This is a genomic window from Cryobacterium roopkundense (assembly GCF_014200405.1).
GTDB classification, from domain to species: domain Bacteria; phylum Actinomycetota; class Actinomycetes; order Actinomycetales; family Microbacteriaceae; genus Cryobacterium; species Cryobacterium roopkundense.
Genome location: NZ_JACHBQ010000001.1, coordinates 1,985,483 through 2,005,992, shown reverse-complemented (window position 1 = coordinate 2,005,992; position 20,510 = coordinate 1,985,483). Strand labels below are relative to the sequence as shown.

The window sequence follows — 20,510 nt, the reverse complement described above, 5'->3', positions numbered from 1 at the left end:
GTGGTGTTTTCAGTCGCCGACTACAAGGCAATCAAACGGACGGCTCCGGCCGTTCTCGTACTCGAAGACGGCAAGCGGTTCGAGGGTCGCGCCTACGGCAGCGAGGGCCAGACCCTCGGTGAGATCGTCTTCGCCACCGGCATGACCGGCTACCAGGAGACCCTGACGGACCCGTCCTACGCCGGTCAAATCGTGCTCATGACTGCCCCGCACATCGGCAATACGGGGGCAAACGACGAGGACATGGAGTCCCGGCGCATTTGGGTCGCCGGCTTCGTCGTGCGGGACCCCGCCCGCATCGCCTCGAACTACCGCGCAATGCGCACCCTGGACTCCGACCTGGAGGGCGGCGGGATCGTGGGTATCTCCGGCGTCGACACTCGCGCCATCACCCGGCACATCCGCTCGGCCGGCGCCATGCGTTCAGGCATCTTCTCGGGCGACACACTGGAGCTGTCCGACGGCGAGCAGCTCGACCGCGTGCGCTCGGGAGCCCAGATGAAGGGTCAAAACCTCTCCGACGAGGTCTCGACCGTCGAACCGTTCTCGATTCCCGCAGTCGGGGAACGCATCGGCTCAGTCGCCGTGCTCGACCTGGGCGTGAAGAAGTCCACTCTCGACCACCTGGCCCGGCGCGGCCTCGAGGTACTGGTGCTGCCGCAGTCCGTCACCGCGGAACACGTGCTCTCCCTGAAGCCATCCGCAGTGTTCTTCTCGAACGGCCCGGGGGACCCGGCCGCTTCCGACGCGCACGTCACCCTGCTGCAGGAGGTGCTTCGGGCCGGAGTGCCGTACTTCGGAATCTGCTTCGGCAACCAGCTTCTCGGTCGCGCCCTCGGCTTCCGCACCTACAAGCTGCCGTTCGGCCACCGTGGCATCAACCAGCCGGTTCTCGACAAGGCCACCGGCCGCGTGGAGATTACCTCGCAGAACCACGGTTTTGCCGTGGACATGCCCATCGAGGGCGTGAGCGAGTCGCGCACCGGGTTCGGCCGGGTCGAAGTGAGCCACTACAGCCTGAACGACCAGGTGGTCGAAGGCATCCGTTGCCTCGACATTGCCGCGTTCTCGGTGCAGTACCACCCGGAGGCCGCCGCCGGCCCGCACGACGCGAATTATCTTTTTGATCGGTTCAGGGACGTGGTGGTCGAACGAAACGCGGCCGCCGGAGCAGGAGACGGCAAGTAATGCCCAAGCGCGACGATATCAACAGTGTCCTTGTCATCGGATCAGGCCCGATCGTGATCGGCCAGGCATGCGAGTTCGACTACTCCGGAACCCAGGCCTGCCGCGTTCTGCGCGCCGAGGGCGTGCGGGTCATTCTTGTGAACTCGAACCCGGCCACGATCATGACCGACCCGGACTTTGCCGATGCCACCTACATCGAGCCGATCACCCCGGAGATCCTCGAAACCATCATTGCCAAGGAGCGTCCCGACGCTATCCTGCCCACCCTCGGCGGCCAGACCGCACTCAACGCGGCGATCCAGCTGCACGAGCGTGGCATCCTCGAGAAGTACAACGTGGAGCTCATCGGCGCGAGCTTTGAGGCCATCCAGAAGGGCGAAGACCGCCAGATCTTCAAGCAGCTCGTTCTCGACGCCGGCGCGGACGTCGCCCGCTCGCATATCGCCCGAACCGTAGACGAGGCCGTCGGGTTCGCCGACGACCTCGGCTACCCGCTCGTCGTGCGCCCCTCGTTCACCATGGGCGGGCTCGGCAGCGGTTTCGCGTACACCGAGGTGGAGTTGCGCCGGATCGTCGGCGATGGCCTGCACCACAGCCCCACGAGCGAGGTGCTTCTCGAAGAGTCCATTCTGGGCTGGAAGGAATACGAGCTCGAAATGATGCGCGACACGGCCGACAACACCGTCGTTGTCTGCTCCATCGAGAACGTGGACCCGGTCGGCGTGCACACCGGCGACTCGATCACGGTCGCCCCGGCACTCACCCTGACCGATCGCGAGTACCAGAACCTGCGCGACATCAGCATCGACATCATCCGCGCCGTCGGCGTCGACACCGGTGGCTGCAACATCCAGTTCGCCATCAACCCGGCCGACGGCCGCATCATCGTCATCGAGATGAACCCCCGCGTCTCGCGCTCCTCGGCACTCGCGAGCAAGGCGACCGGATTCCCGATTGCCAAGATCGCCGCGAAGCTGGCCCTCGGCTACCGCCTCGACGAGATCCCGAACGACATCACCGGCGTCACTCCGGCGAGCTTCGAGCCAACGCTGGACTACGTGGTCGTCAAGGTTCCGCGCTTTGCGTTCGAGAAGTTCCCGGCCGCCGACCCGCGACTGACCACGACCATGAAATCGGTCGGTGAGGCGATGGCGATCGGTCGCAACTTCTCCTCCGCCCTGCAGAAGGCGCTGCGCTCCCTTGAAAAGCGCGGCTCGTCCTTTCACTGGGGAGTCGAGACGCGCACCGTTGACGAACTGCTGATCGAGGCGGAAATCCCCACGGACGGCCGCATTGTCACAGTGCAGCAGGCGCTTCGGAAGGGCGCCACGATCGTGCAGGTCTTCGAGGCCACCAAGATCGACCCGTGGTTCCTCGATCAGATCGTGCTCATCAACGAGGTGGCCGACGCGGTTTCCCGCGCAGAGCGCCTCGACCGTGACGTGCTGTTGCATGCCAAGGACCACGGATTCTCGGACGCCCAGATCGGCGAGCTCCGTGGTTTCGGGGAAGCGGATGTGCGCACAGTGCGTCACATCCTCGGCCTGCGTCCGGTGTTCAAGACTGTCGACACGTGCGCGGGAGAGTTCCCCGCCCTCACTCCGTACCACTACTCCAGTTACGACCAGGAGACAGAGGTCGTTCCGAGCGACCGCAAGAAGGTCGTCATCCTCGGTTCCGGTCCGAACCGTATCGGGCAGGGCGTCGAGTTCGACTACTCGTGCGTGCATGCTTCGTTCGCTCTCTCCGACGCCGGGTACGAGACGATCATGATCAACTGCAACCCTGAGACTGTCTCGACCGACTACGACACCTCTGACCGCCTGTATTTCGAGCCCCTGACCCTGGAGGACGTGCTTGAGGTGATCCACGCCGAGAGCCAGAGTGGCGAACTCGTGGGCGTCGTCGTGCAGCTCGGCGGTCAGACCGCCCTGGGTCTCGCCAAGGGCCTCGAGGCAGAGGGTATTCCCATCCTCGGCACGACGCCGGATGCCATCGACCTCGCCGAGGAACGCGGACTGTTCTCGGGAATCCTCGATGCGGCCGGCCTCCTCGCTCCCCGCAACGGTGTGGCGGTCGACTATGCCGGCGCAGTGAAGGCCGCCGAAGAAATCGGTTATCCTGTGCTGGTGCGCCCGAGCTATGTGCTGGGCGGACGAGGTATGGAAATCGTCTACGATTCCCTGTCCCTCGCCGACTACTTCGCCCGGATGGAAGGGCAGGGCATCATCGGCCCGTCGCATCCGCTTCTCGTCGACCGGTTCCTCGACGACGCGATCGAAATCGACGTCGACGCGATCTATGACGGTCACGAGCTCTACATCGGCGGTGTCATGGAGCACATCGAGGAAGCCGGAATCCACTCCGGTGACTCGAGCTGCACCCTGCCCCCGGTGACCCTCGGGCGCGCCGAGATCGACAGGGTTCGCGAGGCGACCCTCGGAATCGCGAAGGGGATCGGCGTTCGCGGGCTGCTCAACGTGCAGTACGCGATCGGCGCCGGGGTGCTTTACGTGCTCGAAGCCAACCCTCGTGCATCTCGCACGGTGCCGTTTGTGGCCAAAGCCCTCGGCATCACCCTCGCGAAGGCCGCCGCGCTCATCATGGTGGGCACGACCATCGCCGAGCTCAAGGCCTCCGGCCAGCTGCCAGAAATCGACGGCTCCCGAGTGCCGATGGAAGCCCCGGTCGCCGTGAAGGAGGCCGTACTGCCGTTCAACAGGTTCCGCACCCCCGAGGGGAACGTCGTGGACTCCATCCTCGGCCCGGAGATGCGCTCCACCGGCGAGGTGATGGGGATCGACCGCGACTTCCCCCGTGCCTTCGCCAAGAGCCAGCTCGCGGCCTACGGCGGCATCCCGTTGAGCGGAACCGTTTTCGTGTCGGTCTCCGACCGGGACAAGCGTGCGATCATCCTTCCGATGCTGCGCTTGCAGCAGCTGGGCTACGAGATCGCTGCGACCGAAGGCACTGCCGAGGTGTTGCAGCGCAACGGAATCCGTGCCCGCGTCGTCACCAAGTTCAGTGAGAAGTCCGGCGAGGACGACGTGTCGATCGTCGAGCTGATCCGTGGCGAGGAGGTGCAGATCGTCATCAACACCCCGGGCGGTCGTACCGCCCGGGCAGATGGCTATGAGATCCGCGCCGCGGCCGTGGCCGGCGACCTGCCGCTGTTCACGACCATCGCTGAGCTCAGCGCGGCGGTGGCCTCGATCGACGCCATCCGCGGCGGCTTTGAGGTGACCTCGCTGCAGGAGTACGCCGATCAGCGTTCGGCGCTGCTGTGACGCCGGGGCCTGTCGCGGCCGATTCCGAGCCGACCTTGAGGTTCGGTGATCGCCTCGCGCGGGCGTTCACCGATTGGGGCCAGTTGTGTGTGGGCATCGACCCGCACACCTGGCTGTTGTCCGACTGGGGCTTGCCCGACTCCGCGGAGGGTGCCGAGTCCTTCGGGCGCACGGTCGTCGCCGCGGCTGCCGGCCAGGCCGGTATCGTCAAACCGCAGATCGCGTTCTTTGAGAGATTCGGCTCGGCCGGGTACGTCGCCCTCGAACGCGTGCTGGCCGATGCCCGCGCTGCAGGCCTGCTCGTGATCGCCGATGTGAAGCGCGGCGACCTCGGCACGAGCGTCGAGGCCTATGCGGATGCCTGGCTCACCCCGGGCTCGAGCCTCGAGGTCGATGCCATCACAGTGAATCCGTTCATGGGCGTCGGATCTCTCGACCTGTCCTTCGAGGTGGCCACCCGGCATGGAAAGGGACTCTTTCTGCTCGCGGCGACCTCAAACCCGGAGGCCGCTGTGATCCAGCAGGCCGTTGTCGCCCACGGAGAGTACGCCGGGCGCAGCGTCGCCCGCGCCGTGCTCGATGACGTCGCCGAGAGGAATGCGCGGTCGACGACCGACGCACTGGGGTCCTTCGGGGTCGTTCTCGGAGCAACCCTCGATTTGGCCCTGTTTGGCATCGATACGTCGGCTGCGCCCGCCCAGGGGCTGCCCCCCGTGCTTGCACCCGGTTTTGGACACCAGGGTGGGGATATTATGGATCTGATCTCGATATATGGCGAATACGCCGGAGGCGTTATCGTGAGTGAATCCCGTAGTGTACTTTCGGCCGGTCCCGTCCGGCTCGCGGAGGCAATTGAGCGCCGCGTCACTGAAGTAGGAGCCGTCCGTGGCTGAAAACCGTCCCACCCCGCCCGAAGTCGACAGGGTCGCGGCATCGCGCGCCGCCGTTGCCGCGCGCCGAGCGCGCGCCAAGGTGAAGGCGCAGGTCGCCTCGGGGGAGCGCACCGCGCTCGAAGTCCTCGGCGCGGCGCTTAAAGATCCCATCGGGGTCGAAGGTCGCCTCCGCGTGACGGAACTGCTCGTGAGCATCCCGGCGATCGGCGTCACCAAGATGCAGCGCATCATTCACCGCCTCGAGATATCGCCGTCCAAGCGCCTCGGTGGCCTCGGTCGTCACCAGCGCGACAGGCTGCGTGACTTCCTGTCCGACCGCCCCACGACCAGGCACGGTCAGCCCGACTCCAAATTGATCGTGCTCGCCGGGCCGACAGCCGTGGGCAAGGGGACTGTCGCCGGTTACATCCGAGACAACTATCCCGACGTTCACCTGTCGGTTTCTGCCACGACTCGGGCACCCCGCCCCGGCGAGGTCGAGGGCGTGAGCTACTTTTTCGTGTCAGACGAGGAATTCGACCGGATGATCGAGACCGAACAACTTCTCGAATGGGCCACTGTGCACAACGCCTATCGCTACGGCACCCCGCGTGGACCCGTCGAGGAAGCCATCGCCGCGGGAAACAGCGTGCTGCTCGAGATCGACATTCAGGGGGCACGGGCGGTGCGTCGGGCCATGCCGGACGCGAGACTGGTCTTTCTGCTGCCGCCAACGTGGGAAGAATTGGTGCGCAGGCTCATCGGTCGCGGCACCGAGGATCCCGCCGAACAGGCCCGCCGATTGGAAACCGCCAAGCTTGAATTGGCGGCCCAGGGGGAGTTCGATTACCGCATCGTGAACGCTGACGCATCCGAAGCGGCCCGCGAGGTCGTAGACTTGATGCAGGTTCGCCCTGCGACTCCAATCTCGTAGCGCCCGTTTTCTTATTTCCCAGCTGAAATTGCTCTAAAAGGAGTGTGACATCAATGGCCAACAAGCCCACTGGCATCATTGACCCGCCCATCGACGACCTGCTGTCCAAGGTCGATTCCAAGTACGCCCTCGTGATCTTCGCGTCCAAGCGCGCTCGTCAGATCAACGACTACTACGCCGACCTGCATGAAGGAAGCCTGTTCGACAACGTCGGACCGCTCGTTGACTCCACCGTCGACGACAAGCCCCTCTCGGTCGCCCTGCGCGAAATCAACGAGGACAAGCTCACCTCTCGTCCCATCGTCGAGTAGCAGCGTGCCCGCGGAAGCGCGCACGATGAAGACAGCCCGCACCGTTGTCGTCGGTATCACCGGCGGCATCGCTGCATACAAGGCCGTCAACATCGTGCGCGCTTTTGTGTTGAACGGGGACTCCGTGCACGTCGTGGCCACCACGGCCGCGCTGCGCTTCATCGGCAAGCCGACCCTCGAGGCCATCTCCCGGCATCCCGTCTACTCGGAACTCTACGAGGGAGTCGCAGAGGTGCGGCACGTGGCCATCGGCCAATCTGCCGACCTCATCGTGGTAGCGCCAGCCACCGCCAATACCATCGCGAAGCTCGCGGCCGGCCTTGCCGACGACCTGCTGGGAAATACCATTCTGGCCAGCACCGCCCCGCTCGTGATCGCCCCGGCCATGCACACAGAGATGTGGAGTAACCCCGCTACTGTCGCCAATGTGCAGATCCTGCGCGAGCGCGGCATCGTCGTGGTGGGACCGGGCGTGGGGCGCCTCACCGGAAAAGACATCGGGGCCGGACGCATGGAGGAACCCGACACCATCGTGGCCGTGGCCCTCTCCGTGCTCGATGGAACGTACGTGGAGAAACCCGCCCAGGATCTTGCGGGGCGTCGCGTGCTGATCAGTGCCGGCGGTACCCGCGAACCACTCGACCCTGTGCGCTTTCTCGGCAACCGTTCCAGTGGCAAGCAGGGCGTTGCCCTCGCGGAAGCAGCCCGTGACCGAGGTGCCAGCGTGACCCTCGTTGCGGCGAACCTCGAAGTGGCGGAACCCACCGGTGTGAGCCTAACCAGGGTGGGCAGCGCCCTGGAACTCAACCAGGCCATGCGTGAGGCCGCGGGCGAGGCCGATGTCATCATCATGGCGGCCGCCGTCGCCGACTATCGGCCGCACTCCGTTCGCGAGGGCAAGATCAAGAAGCAGGACGTCGGTGACACGCTGAGCCTCGAGCTCGTGAAAAACCCGGACATTCTCGCCGGCCTGGCGCAACACCGCACGCCCGGCCAAGTGATCGTGGGGTTCGCCGCGGAAACCGAAGCGGATGCCGACCGCCTGCTCGCTCTCGGACGCGACAAGATTGAGCGCAAGGGCTGCGACTTCCTCGTGGTCAACCGCGTGGGCTGGACCCAGGGGTTCGCAACAGACGGCAACACGATACTGATGCTGGACCACCTCGGAGTTATAGTACAAGAGGCCTCCGGAAGTAAAATCTCGGTGGCCAATTGCATTCTTGACGTGATCGCCTAGATCACCTCCCACACTTTCTTTCGTTTACTTCTATCTACAGAGACAGGCCAGATGAGCGATCTTCGCCTCTTCACTTCCGAGTCAGTCACCGAGGGTCACCCCGACAAGATCTGTGACCAGATCTCGGACAGCATCCTGGATGCTCTCCTCACGGAAGATCCGCACAGCCGCGTGGCCGTAGAAACTCTCGTCACCACGGGATTGGTGCACGTTGCCGGCGAGGTGACGACGGAGGCCTATGTGGAGATACCGTCGATCGTTCGAAAGTGCATCACCGATATCGGCTACGACTCCTCCGACGTCTGGTTCGACGGTCGCTCCTGCGGCGTTGAGATCTCAATCGGCGGCCAGTCGCCCGACATCGCTCAGGGCGTGGACAACGCCTTCGAATCTCGTGAGCAGTCCAGCCTCGACGATTACGACCGTCAGGGCGCCGGTGATCAGGGCATCATGTTCGGCTACGCCACCCGCGAGACGCCGGAGCTGATGCCGATTCCCATCTGGATCGCACACCGGCTCGCCGAGCGGCTCGCGCTCGTGCGCAAGTCCGGTGAACTTGACTACCTGCGCCCCGACGGCAAGACCCAGGTCACCATCGGCTACGACGGAATCATTCCGCGCACCGTCGAAACCGTCGTGGTGTCCACTCAGCATGCACCGTCGGTGTCCACCGAGCAGTTGCGCGTCGAGGTTGACGAACTCGTCATTCGCCCGGTCCTCGACCTGATCGACCTGGATTCGTCGGCGCTCACCACTCTGATCAACCCGACTGGCCGCTTCGAAATCGGCGGACCCCAGGGCGATGCCGGGCTCACCGGCCGAAAGATCATCATTGACACCTATGGGGGATCCAGCCGTCACGGCGGCGGCGCCTTCAGCGGCAAGGACCCCTCCAAGGTTGACCGCTCCGCCGCGTACGCCATGCGCTGGGTGGCCAAGAACGCCGTGGCAGCCGGACTTGCCGAACGGCTCGAGGTGCAGGTCGCGTACGCGATCGGTAAGGCCTCTCCGGTTGGCCTGTACGTGGAAACGTTCGGAACTGGGGTGCTGCCCGACAACGAGATCACCGCGGCCATTCGCGAGGTGTTCGACCTTCGGCCGGCTGCGATCATCAACTCCCTCGACCTGCTCCGACCGATCTACCAGCAGACGGCCACCTATGGGCACTTCGGTCGCGAACTTCCCAACTTCACCTGGGAGCGCCTCGACCGCGTGGACGACCTGCGGAGCGCTGCCGGCCTGTAGTCTCCCGTTGGTCGAGGCGCGACGAAGGAGCGATCGAGACCTCGCGAGGCGATCCTGGGGCGCGGCAACCGAAAGAGTGAGGCAGGCATTATGACGCGTTCCGGCCTCGTAGCCCGTGTACTGATCGACTCACCCCTCCCGCAGCTCGATCACCTCTTTGACTACCGCATCCCGGAGGAACTCGCCGAAACCGCGCTACCCGGCGTGCGGGTGCGGGTTCCATTCCGCTCGGGCGGGCGCATCATCGACGGTTACCTGATCGAGGTCGTGGACTCCGCGACCGCGCCGAGTGACCAGTTCAGCGGCACGTTGAGCCCGTTGGACGCCGTGGTCTCCTCGGCCCAGGTGCTGATGCCCGAGGTCTGGGCGCTCGCGCGTCGAGCGGCTGACAGGGCCGCGGGCAACGCGAGCGATATCATCCGCTTGGCCGTACCGCCCCGCCAAGTACGCGTCGAGAAGGCCTGGCTGGCAGCGCAGACTTCGCTGGTCGTTTCTGGACCGGTTGTCGAGCCTGTCGAGCCACGGCAACCGGCACCGACCGGCGCGTCCCTCGCCACCCCCGCCTTCGTCGGCTACCCCACGGGACGGCTCGACACAGTCATTGTGGAACGCCAGCGGGTGGCCGTGGCCGCCATCCCCGAGCTCGTGGAGCTAGCTGACAGCAGTACCAGCGGGCACGGCACCATCGGGCACTGGGCGCTGACGCTCGCCGAACTCGGCGTGGCCACGCTCGCCACCGGCAAGACCGCGATTCTCTGCGTGCCGGACTTCCGTGACCAGGATCAGGTGCAGGCGGCCCTCGACCGGCTGGCTCCGGCGGGGTCCGTCAGCCGGGTCGATGCCCGGCAAAGCAACCCCGACCGGTACCGGGCGTTCCTCGCCTGCCTCGGCACCGCTCCTCGCATCATTCTCGGCAACCGGTCGGCTGTGTACGCTCCGGCGGCAAACCTGGGGCTCATAGCCCTCTTTGATGACGGTGACCCCCTCTACGCCGAGCCACTCAGCCCCTACGTGCACGCACGCGACGCCGCCCTCGTTCGCAGGGAGGCCGCCGACTGCGGTCTCGTGCTGCTGAGTCACTCCCGCAGCGTGGAGACTCAACGGCTCGTCGAGCTCGGCTGGCTGGGAGAGGTTCACCCCGCGACCAGCCGTCACCCGCGCATCATCCCCTCCGATTTCCAGTCCGAATCCGACCAGCAGGCGCGCGCAGCGCGTATTCCGACCGCGGCCTGGAACGCCGCCAGGGAGGCGCTGACGCACGGCCCAGTGCTCGTGCAGGTCGCCAGTCCCGGCTACGCGCCTATGCTCGCCTGCCAGACCTGCAAGAAGGCCGCACGTTGCACGACCTGCCAGGGGCCGCTGGGTCTCACGTCGGCCCGAGCAGTGCCGGCCTGCCGCTGGTGTGGGGCACTCGCCGCGGCCTGGACCTGTGTGCACTGCGAGGGCCACAAACTACGAGTCGTCACGATGGGTACGGGCCGCACGGCGGAAGAGCTCGGGCGCGCCTTTCCCGGCGCCCGAATCATCATCGCGGACGGTGAACACTCGGTGCAGACCCTCGGTGCACAGCCCGCGCTCGTGATCGCCACGCGTGGTGCGGAACCGATTCCCACCGGGGGATACCGCGCCATCCTCATTCTCGATGGCGAGCGGATGCTCGCCCGCGAGTCCCTGCGGGTGGGGGAGGACTGCCTGCGCTGGTGGTCCAATGCGGCCGCCCTGGCGGCGCCCGGCGCTCCCGTGGTCCTGGTGGGGGTAGGCGGGGCTCTCGCCCGCGCCCTCAACGCCTGGCAACCTGAGTCGTTCGCGAGCTCGGAACTCGCCGACAGGCGCCAACTGCGTTTCCCACCGGCGGTGCGTGTGGCGTCGGTGACTGGAACTGCCGCCGACGTCGACGCAGCCCTCACGGACCTGGGGACGAACCCCGGCGTGGACGTGCTGGGTCCAGTCGACGCGGAAGCGCCCCTGGTTCGAGCCATTGTAAGATTCGCGTACGCCAAGGGTGACGACGTCTCCCACGCGCTCAAGGCATCCGTGGTACGAAATGCGGCCAAGCGTCGCCGCCCCACTAAATCCGGCTCGTTCCAGCAGACGCCTACACTGAGAGTTCGATTCGATGACCCGGAGCTCCTGTAAATGAAACTTGTTTTTGCGGGTACGCCCGACGTCGCGATCCCGAGCCTGACGGCCCTGGCCGCGACCGAGCACACAATCGAGGCCGTGATCACTCGAGCGGATGCCCCGCTCGGCCGCAAGCGCGTGCTCACGCCCTCTCCGGTGGCCCGGACCGCCGAGGAACTCGGTTACTCCGTGATCAAGACCAACCGACTGGGGGATGAGGCGACCGCCGAGATCGCGGCACTGCGGCCCGACCTCGGGGTAATCGTGGCCTACGGCGGCATCGTGCGCGAGCCGCTGTTGTCGCTCCCACGGCTCGGCTGGATCAACCTGCATTTCTCCCTGCTGCCCCGCTGGCGTGGAGCGTCTCCGGTGCAGCGCGCGGTGATGTCTGGCGACGTCGACACCGGCGCGGCAGTTTTTCAGCTCGTGAGGGAACTCGACGCCGGAGCGGTCTTCGGGAGTTTCTCGCAGCCCGTCGGAGCGCATTCCACTTCGGGAATGCTTCTCGAGTCCCTCAGTCACAGCGGTGCGGACCTGCTCGTTCGGGTGGTTGACGAGCTCGCTGCCGGCACCGCGCGTTCAGTTGAGCAGAGCGGCGAGGTGACGCTCGCACCCAAACTCACGATGGACGACGCCCGCGTGGACTGGAACCGGCCCGCTGTGGAGATATACAACCAGATTCGCGGGGTCACGCCGGAACCCGGCGCATTTACCCTCGTTGACGATGCGAGGCTTAAACTTCTTGAGGTGGCACCGGCGTACGGTGCACAGATTCCCGCAGGCGCGATCCTGCAGCGCGACAAGCATGTGCTGATTGGCACGCAGACGGATGCCCTTGAGCTCGTCTCCGTGCAACCGGCTGGAAAGAAAGCAATGAATGCACTCGACTGGTGGCGTGGCCTGGCAGCGACGGAGGTGGTCGCCTCATGAGTGATACGCAGAGTCGTCAGCCGCAGAGCCGCGAGCCGCGAGCACCCCGGGGCGCGCCGACCGACTTCGTGCAGCCGGCCAGGCGCGTGGCCTACGAGGTCATCGCCGCAGTTCGTGAATCCGATGCCTACGCGAACCTGCTGCTGCCCACGCGCATCCAGCGGGCGGCGCTCAACACGGCGGATGCGGGCCTCGCCACCGAGCTGACCTACGGCACACTTCGTATGCAGGGTCTCTACGACAGGGTGATCGCCCTCGCGGCCGGACGCGCCGTAACCGCGATCGACCCGGCGATTCTCGATGTACTGCGCCTCGGCACCCACCAGTTGCTCGCCACCCGGGTGGCCACGCACGCGGCCGTCAACGAATCCGTCTCCCTCGCGAAGCAGGTCGGCTCACGTTCCGCCACCGGCTTCACCAACGGTGTGCTCCGCACGATCTCGCGATCGAGCGCCGAGGAATGGCTCGAACGGGTGCTGGCCGATGCCGGGAACGACGACGATCGCCTCGCTGCCGAGCACTCGCATCCGTCATGGGTCGTGAGGGCCTTTCGGCAGTCGCTGCGCAATGAGGGCCGCGAGAACGAACTCGTCGAGCTGCTCGTGGCCGACAACGTGCCGGCCAAGGTCAACATGGTGGCGCTGCCCGGCCTCACGTCGAAGGACGATACCGACAAACTCGGCGAGCCCGACGCTTTCTCGCCCACCGGCTTCGTTCTTGCCGGGGGAGACCCGTACCACCTGATGAGTGCGGCAGGCGGGCGCGTGCGGGTGCAGGACGAAGGTTCGCAGCTCGCGGCCCTGAGCCTCAGCCGCGCCCGCGCCGTGAAGCCGGGAGAGCGATGGCTTGACCTGTGCGCCGGCCCCGGCGGCAAGGCAGCCCTGCTCGCCGCGGAGGCGCGAAGTCATGGCGCTGAGTTGGTCGCCAACGAACTCGTGCCCGCCCGTGCCACGCTCGTTCGGAACGCACTTGCTGCCATCCCCGAGAAAATACCGGTGTGGGAGCTCGACGGCACCCGCATCGCCGAGAAGCACCCTGAAGAATTCGACCGCATCCTGCTGGACGCGCCCTGCACCGGCCTCGGTGCCCTGCGTCGCCGCCCGGAGGCACGTTGGCGCAAGCAGCCGAAGGATGTCGCCGAGCTCGCCGGTCTGCAGTCCGGCCTCATCGACGCCGCGCTCGGCGCCCTCAAGCCCGGCGGAATCCTCGCCTACGTCACGTGCTCGCCGCACACAGCGGAGACGCGTAGCATCGTGGCGACAGCCCTGAAGAAGTGGGCCGGAAAGGTGAGCGCCCTCGACACTGCGGCCGTCGTGCAGTCGCTGAGCAGCTCCGAGCTCGACCTCGCGGGGGACCCGTCGAGCGTGCAGCTCTGGCCGCACCGTCACGGCACAGACGCCATGTTCATCACCCTGCTTGAGCGTCATACTGAGTAGCTGCATAGTGGGTTGATGGAGACCACGATTTTCATCAGCCACGACGGGCGCCCCGCCATTCGCATCGAGCGGGCGCTGCCGCATTCTGTCGTGCGAATGTGGGACGCCCTGACCAAGCCCGAGCAGTCCCGGACGTGGTTTCCGAGCGAACTGACTGTGGAGCCCCGGGTGGGTGGGGTCGTCGGATTTGCCGGGGACCCGCATATGCCGAACAGTGTGGGAACCGTTCTGGCCATCGAGCCACCCCGCCTTCTCTCGTTCACGTGGGGCGGTAATGAACTTCGGTTCGAACTGCGTGCCGTCTCAGACCAGCAGGTGGACCGCGTGCTCACGAATGTGCTGGAGGCCGAAAACGAGGCTGCGCGCAATGCCGCGGGCTGGGACGTGTGCCTCACTGAACTCGAGCGCTATGTGAACGGTGTCGAGTCCGGGGGGCCGCACGGCACGTCTGCGCTGAGCTGGCAGGAGCGCTACGAACACTTTGTGGCTCTCGGCATTCCCGCCGGTGCTGAGGTTCCCGGCGCTGCCAGAGTTGAGCCATGATCACTGAGCACGCGCTCCCGCCTGTCCGTGCCGGACAGGAGGAGGGTTTCGAAGCCGCCTTCACCCAGGCCAAACTCATTATTTCAGCGATGCAGGGGTTTGAGGGGCTGACGCTCTCGCGCTGCCTTGAGCGGCCTCATACCTATCTGCTGATCGTGCAGTGGGCGCGCCTCGAGGACCACACCGTCGGCTTCCGGGAGTCGCCGCAGTACCAGGAATGGCGAACCCTCCTGCACCCCCTCTACGACCCGTTTGTTGTGCGTCTCGTGGGGTGACGACGTAGGCGTCGGGGTCGGTGACGATGGGTTTAGTGCGCCTGGATTTGGTTTCTGGTTGTCGGCGGCGTCAGGCTGACGATGTCCGGATAGACGAATGGCCCGGCGTGCAATCTTGAAGGATCACGCCGGGCCGTTCTAACGCGTAAGGCCGCGCTGATGCTCACGGTAAGTCATGATTCTGTTGTTGTCGAGTTGGACCTTCGGGTCGGGCGGGTTGCCTGCCCCGATTGTGGTGGCCGTTTGCGCCCGTGGGGGTGGGCTCGGGCGCGTGTGATCCGTGAGGGCCTCGGCACAGATTGGGTGCCGCGGGGCCTTCGCCCGCGTCGGTCTCGGTGCACGGCCTGCCAGGGCACGCATGTGCTCCTGGAGGTGCGGTTGGCCGCGCGGCGAGCAGATACCGCCGAGGTGATTGCGGCGGCGATCGAGGCGAAGACTGCTTTGGGTTGGGGTCATCGGAGGATCGCTGCGGACTGCGGAAGACCGGTTTCGACGGTTCGTGGTTGGTTGCGTGCTTTCGCCGCTTCGGCCGCGGCGATGGGTGAACGGTTCACGGGGTTGTTGGTGCGGGATGCTCCCGATGCGGTGGTCGTCTGGCCAAGGCCTGCTGGGACTTTTTCGGGTGAGGCGTTGTCGGCGTTGATGGCGTATGCACGGGGGCTGGCTCGCCGGTTCGTCGCGACCGTCACGGTGGCGTGGGTTCAGGTGGCGATCGCTCAGACCAACGGGCTGTTTTTTTGCCGGAGCTGGTGGGCGGCGGTCCCCAACACCAACTGGCCCTTATGCCGTCCGTGGTGGGCGGCAACAGTGGCAGGAGCGCCTGCCATATCCCTGTGATGGGTGTGTTCACTGTTTGAGAGGACTCTTCATGCCCGCACTTTCCCCGGCATTGCTCCCCGTTTCGCCGCGGGCTTCCCCAGCGGAGCCAGCCGATGCTTTGCTCGTCCCGCCGCCGCCGGCGGGACCGCCGTCTGCTTCGGCGGTGCGCCGCGGACGGACGGAGAAGATCGCGCTGTTTCGTTACCACCTGATCCGGGACGCCGCCGATGACAGTGTGACGACGCGGCAGCGCGGCCCGATGGTTCGAGCGCTGGCAGGGCTGGTGCATCCGGGTCCATTCGGCGGGACGGTGACGGTCAGCAAGGACACTCTTGATCGGTGGATCAGGCAGTGGCGGCGCGGAGGGTTCGACGCGTTGAGACCCCGAGGCCGGGCGCAGGGCGCGGTGACGCCGGCGCAGATCTTGTCGTTGGCGGCGACGTTGAAGAGGGAGCGGCCCGCCCGCACCTCGGCGCAGGTGCGGCGCATCATGATCGACACGCTCGGTGATGCTCCGTCGGAGTCGACGCTGCTGCGGCACTTCCGCACGCTGGAACTTTCGACCGGGGTGCGGGAGGTTTTCGGCCGGTTTGAAGCGGACTACCCGAATGAAATATGGGTCGGTGACGGGTTGCACGGGCCGCGGATCAATGGGCGGAAGACGTATCTGTTCGCGTTCCTCGACGACCACTCCAGGATGGTGACGGCGGGCCGGTGGGCTTACGCCGAAGACTCCGTCCGCCTCACCGCGGCCCTCCGCCCGGCGTTGGAAGCGCGCGGAATTCCCGGGACGATTTACGTCGATAACGGAAGCGCTTTTGTTGATGAGTCGCTCTCGCGGACCTGCGCGCGCCTCGGAATCCGGTTGACGCATTCGAAGCCGTATCGGCCGCAGGGCCGCGGAAAGATCGAGCGGTTCTTCAACACCGTCAACTCGCAGTTCCTCACCGAGATCACCACCGTCGATACCACGACCGGCGTAGTAGATGCCGGGGTGGGCAGCATGGTCACCACGCTGGAAGAGATGAATGCTCTGTTCACGTCGTGGGTGGAGATGGTCTATCACCAGGCCACGCATTCGACGACAGGGCAAACACCGGTGCAGCGCTGGGATGCCGGCTGGGCGGGACGACGCCCGGTGCGGAAGGAGAAAACCGTCATTGCGGAGGCGTTCCAGTGGTCGGCGATCCGCACGGTGACGAAGTCCGCGACGGTGTCGTTGCAGTCCAACACGTATCAAGTGGATCAGCTCCTCGTCGGCAAACGAGTGGAGCTGGTTTATGACCCCTTCGACCTCGCCGGGCTGATCACCGTCTCGGCCGGGAACGGCGTCCCGGCCGGCATCGCCGTACTGAGTGAAATTCGCCGGCACGTTCACAAGAAGGCCGCGACCGCGGCGGCTGACGAGGCCGACACCGGTGCCCGGAATGCGGCCTCCGGCATTGACTACCTGCGCCTGGTGGAGACCCGGCACAAGGGCACGATGGCTGGGGAACCGATTAGTTTCGTGAAAGCATCCACCCCGGCGGCGAGGAAGGTCGTCTTCGTGCCGACAGTTTCGGAGGCCGCCCGATGAGTATCGACACCCTGCAATCGCACTACGGCTTCACGCGTATGCCCTTCGCCCGCGATATTCCGCCGCAGGCCTTGCACCCGCACCCCTCGCACCGGGAAGCGATCGCCCGCATCGATTGGTGCGTCAGCCAACGCCAGCTCGGCGTGATCAGCGGTGAAGTCGGCGCCGGGAAAACCGTCGCCGTCCGCGCGGCCCTGGCCCAGTTGGAACCCTCCCGGCACCAGATCATCTACATCCCCGACCCGACGATCACGATGCGTGGAATCCACACTCAGATCGTCACGGCGCTTGGCGGGACCCCGGCGTTTTTCTCCGGAGTGCTGTCCTCGCAAACCGCGGCGCTACTCGCCGGGGAACTCGACGAACGAGCCCGCCTGCCCGTCGTCGTCATCGACGAAGCGCACCTGCTCACCAACACCGACCTGGAATCGTTACGCATGTTGACGAACGTGGCAATGGATACCGGGTCGCACTTCGCGATGCTCCTCATCGGCCAACCCACCCTGCGGCGCCGCCTGAAACTTGCCGTGCTCGCGGCATTGGATCAACGCATTTCCACATGCTACACAATCACCGGGATGAATGCCGCCGACACAACCGATTACATCCGGCAACACCTCAAATTCGCTGGCCGGTCAGACCCGCTGTTCTCCGACGACGCCATCCAAGCGATCCACCTCGCCTCGAGGGGGTATCCACGGGCGGTCAACAACCTCGCCGTCGCCGCGCTGATCGCGACCTACGCCGCCGACAAAGCAATCGTCGACCTGGCCGCCGCACAATCGGCGATCACCGAGAACAGCGAATGAGGTCGCGTCACCCCTGACGACCACCACGTCACCATCACGATGAAAGCCCCGCCGAAATCCACCGGCGGGGCCTTTTCACACCCGGCCATCGTCACTCACGATGACGCCGCCATCGTCAAACAACGCGACGGGCGACACCCGTTTCCCGTCGTCGAGCACTTCACCCTGGTGGCCGAGGCCTGACAACCGCTCACCGCTCCCGCTCCCGTTCCCCCGTTCCCCCGTTCTCCCCCTCCCGCCTCGCCTTCCGCTCTCGACTCTCGCCTTCCGCTCACCGCTCCCGCTCACTGCTCCCGCCTCCCTCGCCGCGCTCCGCCGCGCTCCGCCGCGCTCCGCCGCGCTCCGCCGCGCTCCGCCGCGCTCCGCCGCGCTCCGCCGCGTTCCGCCGCGTTCCGCCGCGCTCCGCCGCGTTCCGCCGCGTTCCGCCGCGCTCCGCCGCGTTCCGCCGCGTTCCGCCGCGCTCCGCCGCGTTCCGCCGCGTTCCGCCGCGTTCCGCCGCGTTCCGCCGCGTTCCGCCGCGTTCCGCCGCGTTCCGCCGCGTTCCGCCGCGCTCCGCCGCGCTCCGCCGCGCTCCGCCGCGCTCCGCCGCGCTCCGCGCCTCGCCGCGCCTCGCCGCGCCTCGCCGCGCCTCGCCGCGCTCCGCCCTTTCGGCTGCCACACCCCCCTCGCTGGTCGAGCAGCGGGCCCGCTTTTGGCCCGCGCCCGTCGAGACCCCGCGAGCCATTCCCCGGACTGCGGAAGGAAGAATCAACTTCGGATGAGTTATCCACAATGCTCAGGTTTTCTCGAATCTGTCTGTGGTTCGTGGGATAATTATCTTATGGAGAAAAACGATGAAGTTCCTCCTTTGGAGGAGGCCGCGGGGAATACCCCGCCCGAACCAGTCGATCAGGCCCTCGCCGTCTTGGCGGAGGAGAAGGCCGTCGCCGACGACACTCAAACCCTGCTCCTCGACGCGATCCTGAGCTTCGATCGGATGGTCTGTTTCGCCCAGGCCGCTCGAGCGGAAGTGATCGACAAGCTCCGGCAGTGGACCGACGCCACGGCCGAGGCTGGACTCCCCCTCACCGCGCGGGGACGACGAGACACCGAGTGGTCGCCGCAGAAAGCCGCCCACGAAGGCCTCGTCGCTGAGCTGGCCGCCCTGCTGAAACTGCCCAGCGGTGTCGCCCGCAATCTGATGTTCGAAAGCGACCTGCTGCAACACCGGCTCCCCGCCACCCGAGATGCCCTCCGACGCGGTGACATCAGCTACCGCCACGCCGAGGTAGTAATGGAGAACGCCGTCTCCCTGCCACCGGAGGCTTGGAAGGCCTTCGAAGACGAGGCCCTGACCAACAGTGAAACCCTCACCGTCCCGCAACTGCGGAGGAAGGCCGTGAAGGTGCGGGAGTTCACTCACCCGGAGTCCATCGCTATCCGGCACCAGAAGGCCCTTGCCGATCGGAACTTCTGGGTCGGCCCAGGTCGTGACGGTATGGGGTACCTCGAGATGACGCTGAGCAACGAAGATGCGGCCGCCATCGCCGACCGGGTCGAATCTTTGGCGAAGAACCTGAAGGTGCACGACGAAGCTCGCACCCTCGCGCAGCTTCGCACCGACGCCGCCACGGACCTGCTCCTGAAAGGAGTGACAGAGACCGGGCTCGGTGCCGGCGTCCGCGCGAGCGTGTTCGTCACCGTCCCCGTTCTCACCCTGCTGGGTCAGAGCGAGGAACCCGGCACCCTGGAAGGGTTCGGGCCGATCGACGCGGAGACCGCCCGGCGCCTCGCCGGAACGGCCACCAGCTTCACTCGTATCCTCGTTCACCCGGAGACCGGCGCTGTCCTCTCCTTCGGACGCACGAAGTACAAGGTCCCGGAAGACCTGAAAAACTGGCTGCGACTACGCGACGGCACGTGCCGTGCCGTCGGCTGCAACCGACGAGCCGCCGCCTGCGACATTGATCACACCATCGCCTGGGAACACGGCGGAGAGACCGTCTTCTCGAACCTCTCCTCCCTGTGCCGCCCCAGCCACCGGGTCAAACACGAAACAGGTTGGTCAGTGGTCCAAGGCGAGGACGGAACCCTCAACTGGACCAGCCCGGCGGGCAGGCACTATGCCACTCACCCCGAAACCCGCATTCGACCGACCATCCCCCTGACGGAACCCACGCTGACCACGAAGCCACTCACCTACGCAGACCCGTGGAACATCCCATTCTCCGAGGTCAGTGAGTGCCCGTTCTGAAGAAGTGCACACGGCAGCTGTTGCCCGAATGTAGGCCTAACGCGTGAGTAGGGAGTACATGAACAATTCGCGGTACCCGTGAATCCGCGTGGCGCGAGCTAGTTGTTGTTCCCGCTGGGCGTCGGGCGGGCGCGCAGATGGATCCGCTTGCCCTCCTTGCTGAAGATGGTCAGCAGGTCCACGGGACCAATGCCAGAGGCAGCGAGCCAGTGGGGCGTGCGAGTGTCGAATTCCGCGGCCTCGCCGGGCCCAAGAACGACGTCGTGCTCACCCAACACGAGCCTCAGCCTGCCATCGAGCACGTACAGCCACTCGTAGCCGTCGTGGACGCGAAGCTCCGGCACGACGAGCGTTCCGGGAGGTGTGGCCGGAAGAGTCACCTTGTAGGTCTGAACCGGCGAGGAATCGGGCGACAGGGAGACATACGTGACCTCGCCTACTCGTTTCGTAATCCGTGGCACGCGGGGGTCCGGCACCGACCGGGGAACCAGGTCATCGAGTTCAAGTCGCAGGGCGCGGGCGATGGGCACCACGAGCTCGAGGTTCGGCGCACGCTTGCCCGACTCGAGCCGGGAGATGGTGCTTGCGGAGATGTCGGTCGCGGCCGACAGCTCGTCGAGGGTCATGCCACGCTTCTGTCGCCAGCTTTTCAGGCGTGATCCAATGAGGTCGAGCGATGCGTCGGCCAAGACCA

18 protein-coding genes are annotated in these 20,510 nt (G+C 66.0%); 16 read left to right on the top strand and 2 right to left on the bottom strand.

All coding sequences use genetic code 11. The features are described 5' to 3' along the window. The 12 genes from carA (at position 1) to BJ997_RS09330 (ending at position 14,379) form a co-directional block, all read left to right on the top strand. Positions 1–1,188: a glutamine-hydrolyzing carbamoyl-phosphate synthase small subunit gene (carA, locus tag BJ997_RS09385; RefSeq protein ID WP_236628854.1), complete on the top strand. Its 1,188-nt coding sequence runs from the start codon at positions 1–3 to the stop codon at positions 1,186–1,188. After that, a complete protein-coding gene (carB, locus tag BJ997_RS09380) occupies positions 1,188–4,475 on the top strand; it encodes a carbamoyl-phosphate synthase large subunit (protein ID WP_035835752.1) in 3,288 nt (1,095 codons plus the stop codon). Before carA ends, carB begins: the two co-directional genes overlap by 1 nt. Then, the gene (pyrF, locus tag BJ997_RS09375) at positions 4,472–5,368 is read left to right on the top strand and encodes an orotidine-5'-phosphate decarboxylase (protein WP_236628852.1); all 897 of its coding nucleotides are present in this window, start codon (positions 4,472–4,474) and stop codon (positions 5,366–5,368) included. Before carB ends, pyrF begins: the two co-directional genes overlap by 4 nt. After that, complete coding sequence (gene gmk, locus BJ997_RS09370; protein ID WP_035835751.1) at positions 5,361–6,281, top strand: guanylate kinase; 921 nt, start codon at positions 5,361–5,363, stop codon at positions 6,279–6,281. The genes pyrF and gmk overlap by 8 nt, the downstream gene beginning before the upstream one ends. Before the next feature lie 53 nt (positions 6,282–6,334). After that, complete coding sequence (gene rpoZ, locus BJ997_RS09365) at positions 6,335–6,592, top strand: DNA-directed RNA polymerase subunit omega (RefSeq protein WP_035835750.1); 258 nt, start codon at positions 6,335–6,337, stop codon at positions 6,590–6,592. Positions 6,593–6,617: 25 nt separating this feature from the next. Beyond that, a complete protein-coding gene (coaBC, locus tag BJ997_RS09360; RefSeq protein ID WP_035835749.1) occupies positions 6,618–7,829 on the top strand; it encodes a bifunctional phosphopantothenoylcysteine decarboxylase/phosphopantothenate--cysteine ligase CoaBC in 1,212 nt (403 codons plus the stop codon). Positions 7,830–7,880: 51 nt separating this feature from the next. After that, entirely contained in the window at positions 7,881–9,074 is a 1,194-nt protein-coding gene (gene metK / locus BJ997_RS09355) for a methionine adenosyltransferase (protein ID WP_035835748.1), read from the top strand. A 90-nt stretch (positions 9,075–9,164) separates the two neighbouring features. Then, positions 9,165–11,210: a primosomal protein N' family DNA-binding protein gene (locus BJ997_RS09350; protein WP_035835747.1), complete on the top strand. Its 2,046-nt coding sequence runs from the start codon at positions 9,165–9,167 to the stop codon at positions 11,208–11,210. Further along, positions 11,211–12,125, top strand: coding sequence for a methionyl-tRNA formyltransferase (gene fmt / locus BJ997_RS09345; protein ID WP_035835745.1), 915 nt, complete (start codon positions 11,211–11,213; stop codon positions 12,123–12,125). It abuts the gene before it with no gap. Then, positions 12,122–13,561: an RsmB/NOP family class I SAM-dependent RNA methyltransferase gene (locus BJ997_RS09340; RefSeq protein ID WP_084141103.1), complete on the top strand. Its 1,440-nt coding sequence runs from the start codon at positions 12,122–12,124 to the stop codon at positions 13,559–13,561. The genes fmt and BJ997_RS09340 overlap by 4 nt, the downstream gene beginning before the upstream one ends. Positions 13,562–13,576: 15 nt before the next feature. Continuing rightward, positions 13,577–14,104, top strand: a complete 528-nt coding sequence (locus BJ997_RS09335) for an SRPBCC domain-containing protein (protein ID WP_035835744.1) — start codon at positions 13,577–13,579, stop codon at positions 14,102–14,104. Further along, on the top strand, positions 14,101–14,379 hold the full coding sequence (locus BJ997_RS09330; RefSeq protein WP_183323409.1) for an antibiotic biosynthesis monooxygenase family protein: 279 nt from the start codon (positions 14,101–14,103) through the stop codon (positions 14,377–14,379). The genes BJ997_RS09335 and BJ997_RS09330 overlap by 4 nt, the downstream gene beginning before the upstream one ends. Before the next feature lie 452 nt (positions 14,380–14,831). Here the strand turns inward: BJ997_RS09330 and BJ997_RS21210 are convergent, their stop codons facing one another. Further along, positions 14,832–15,068 carry a hypothetical protein gene (locus tag BJ997_RS21210; protein ID WP_035840832.1) on the bottom strand — a complete coding sequence of 79 codons (237 nt, stop codon included), beginning with the start codon at positions 15,066–15,068 and terminating at the stop codon, positions 14,832–14,834. 179 nt (positions 15,069–15,247) lie between these two features. Between BJ997_RS21210 and BJ997_RS09320 the strand changes: the two genes are divergently transcribed. The 4 genes from BJ997_RS09320 to BJ997_RS09305 all read left to right on the top strand — a co-directional run bounded on the left by BJ997_RS09320 (position 15,248) and on the right by BJ997_RS09305 (position 19,816). Beyond that, the gene (locus tag BJ997_RS09320; RefSeq protein WP_221243938.1) at positions 15,248–16,774 is read left to right on the top strand and encodes a DDE-type integrase/transposase/recombinase; all 1,527 of its coding nucleotides are present in this window, start codon (positions 15,248–15,250) and stop codon (positions 16,772–16,774) included. Further along, positions 16,771–17,583, top strand: coding sequence for an ExeA family protein (locus BJ997_RS09315; RefSeq protein ID WP_183323330.1), 813 nt, complete (start codon positions 16,771–16,773; stop codon positions 17,581–17,583). The genes BJ997_RS09320 and BJ997_RS09315 overlap by 4 nt, the downstream gene beginning before the upstream one ends. A 39-nt stretch (positions 17,584–17,622) precedes the next feature. Next, positions 17,623–17,766 carry a hypothetical protein gene (locus tag BJ997_RS09310; protein WP_183323407.1) on the top strand — a complete coding sequence of 48 codons (144 nt, stop codon included), beginning with the start codon at positions 17,623–17,625 and terminating at the stop codon, positions 17,764–17,766. A 637-nt stretch (positions 17,767–18,403) separates the two neighbouring features. Beyond that, entirely contained in the window at positions 18,404–19,816 is a 1,413-nt protein-coding gene (locus tag BJ997_RS09305) for an HNH endonuclease (RefSeq protein ID WP_183323405.1), read from the top strand. A gap of 98 nt (positions 19,817–19,914) precedes the next feature. Here the strand turns inward: BJ997_RS09305 and BJ997_RS09300 are convergent, their stop codons facing one another. After that, on the bottom strand, positions 19,915–20,505 hold the full coding sequence (locus BJ997_RS09300; RefSeq protein ID WP_236628934.1) for a helix-turn-helix domain-containing protein: 591 nt from the start codon (positions 20,503–20,505) through the stop codon (positions 19,915–19,917). Between the last annotated feature and the right edge of the window lie 5 nt (positions 20,506–20,510).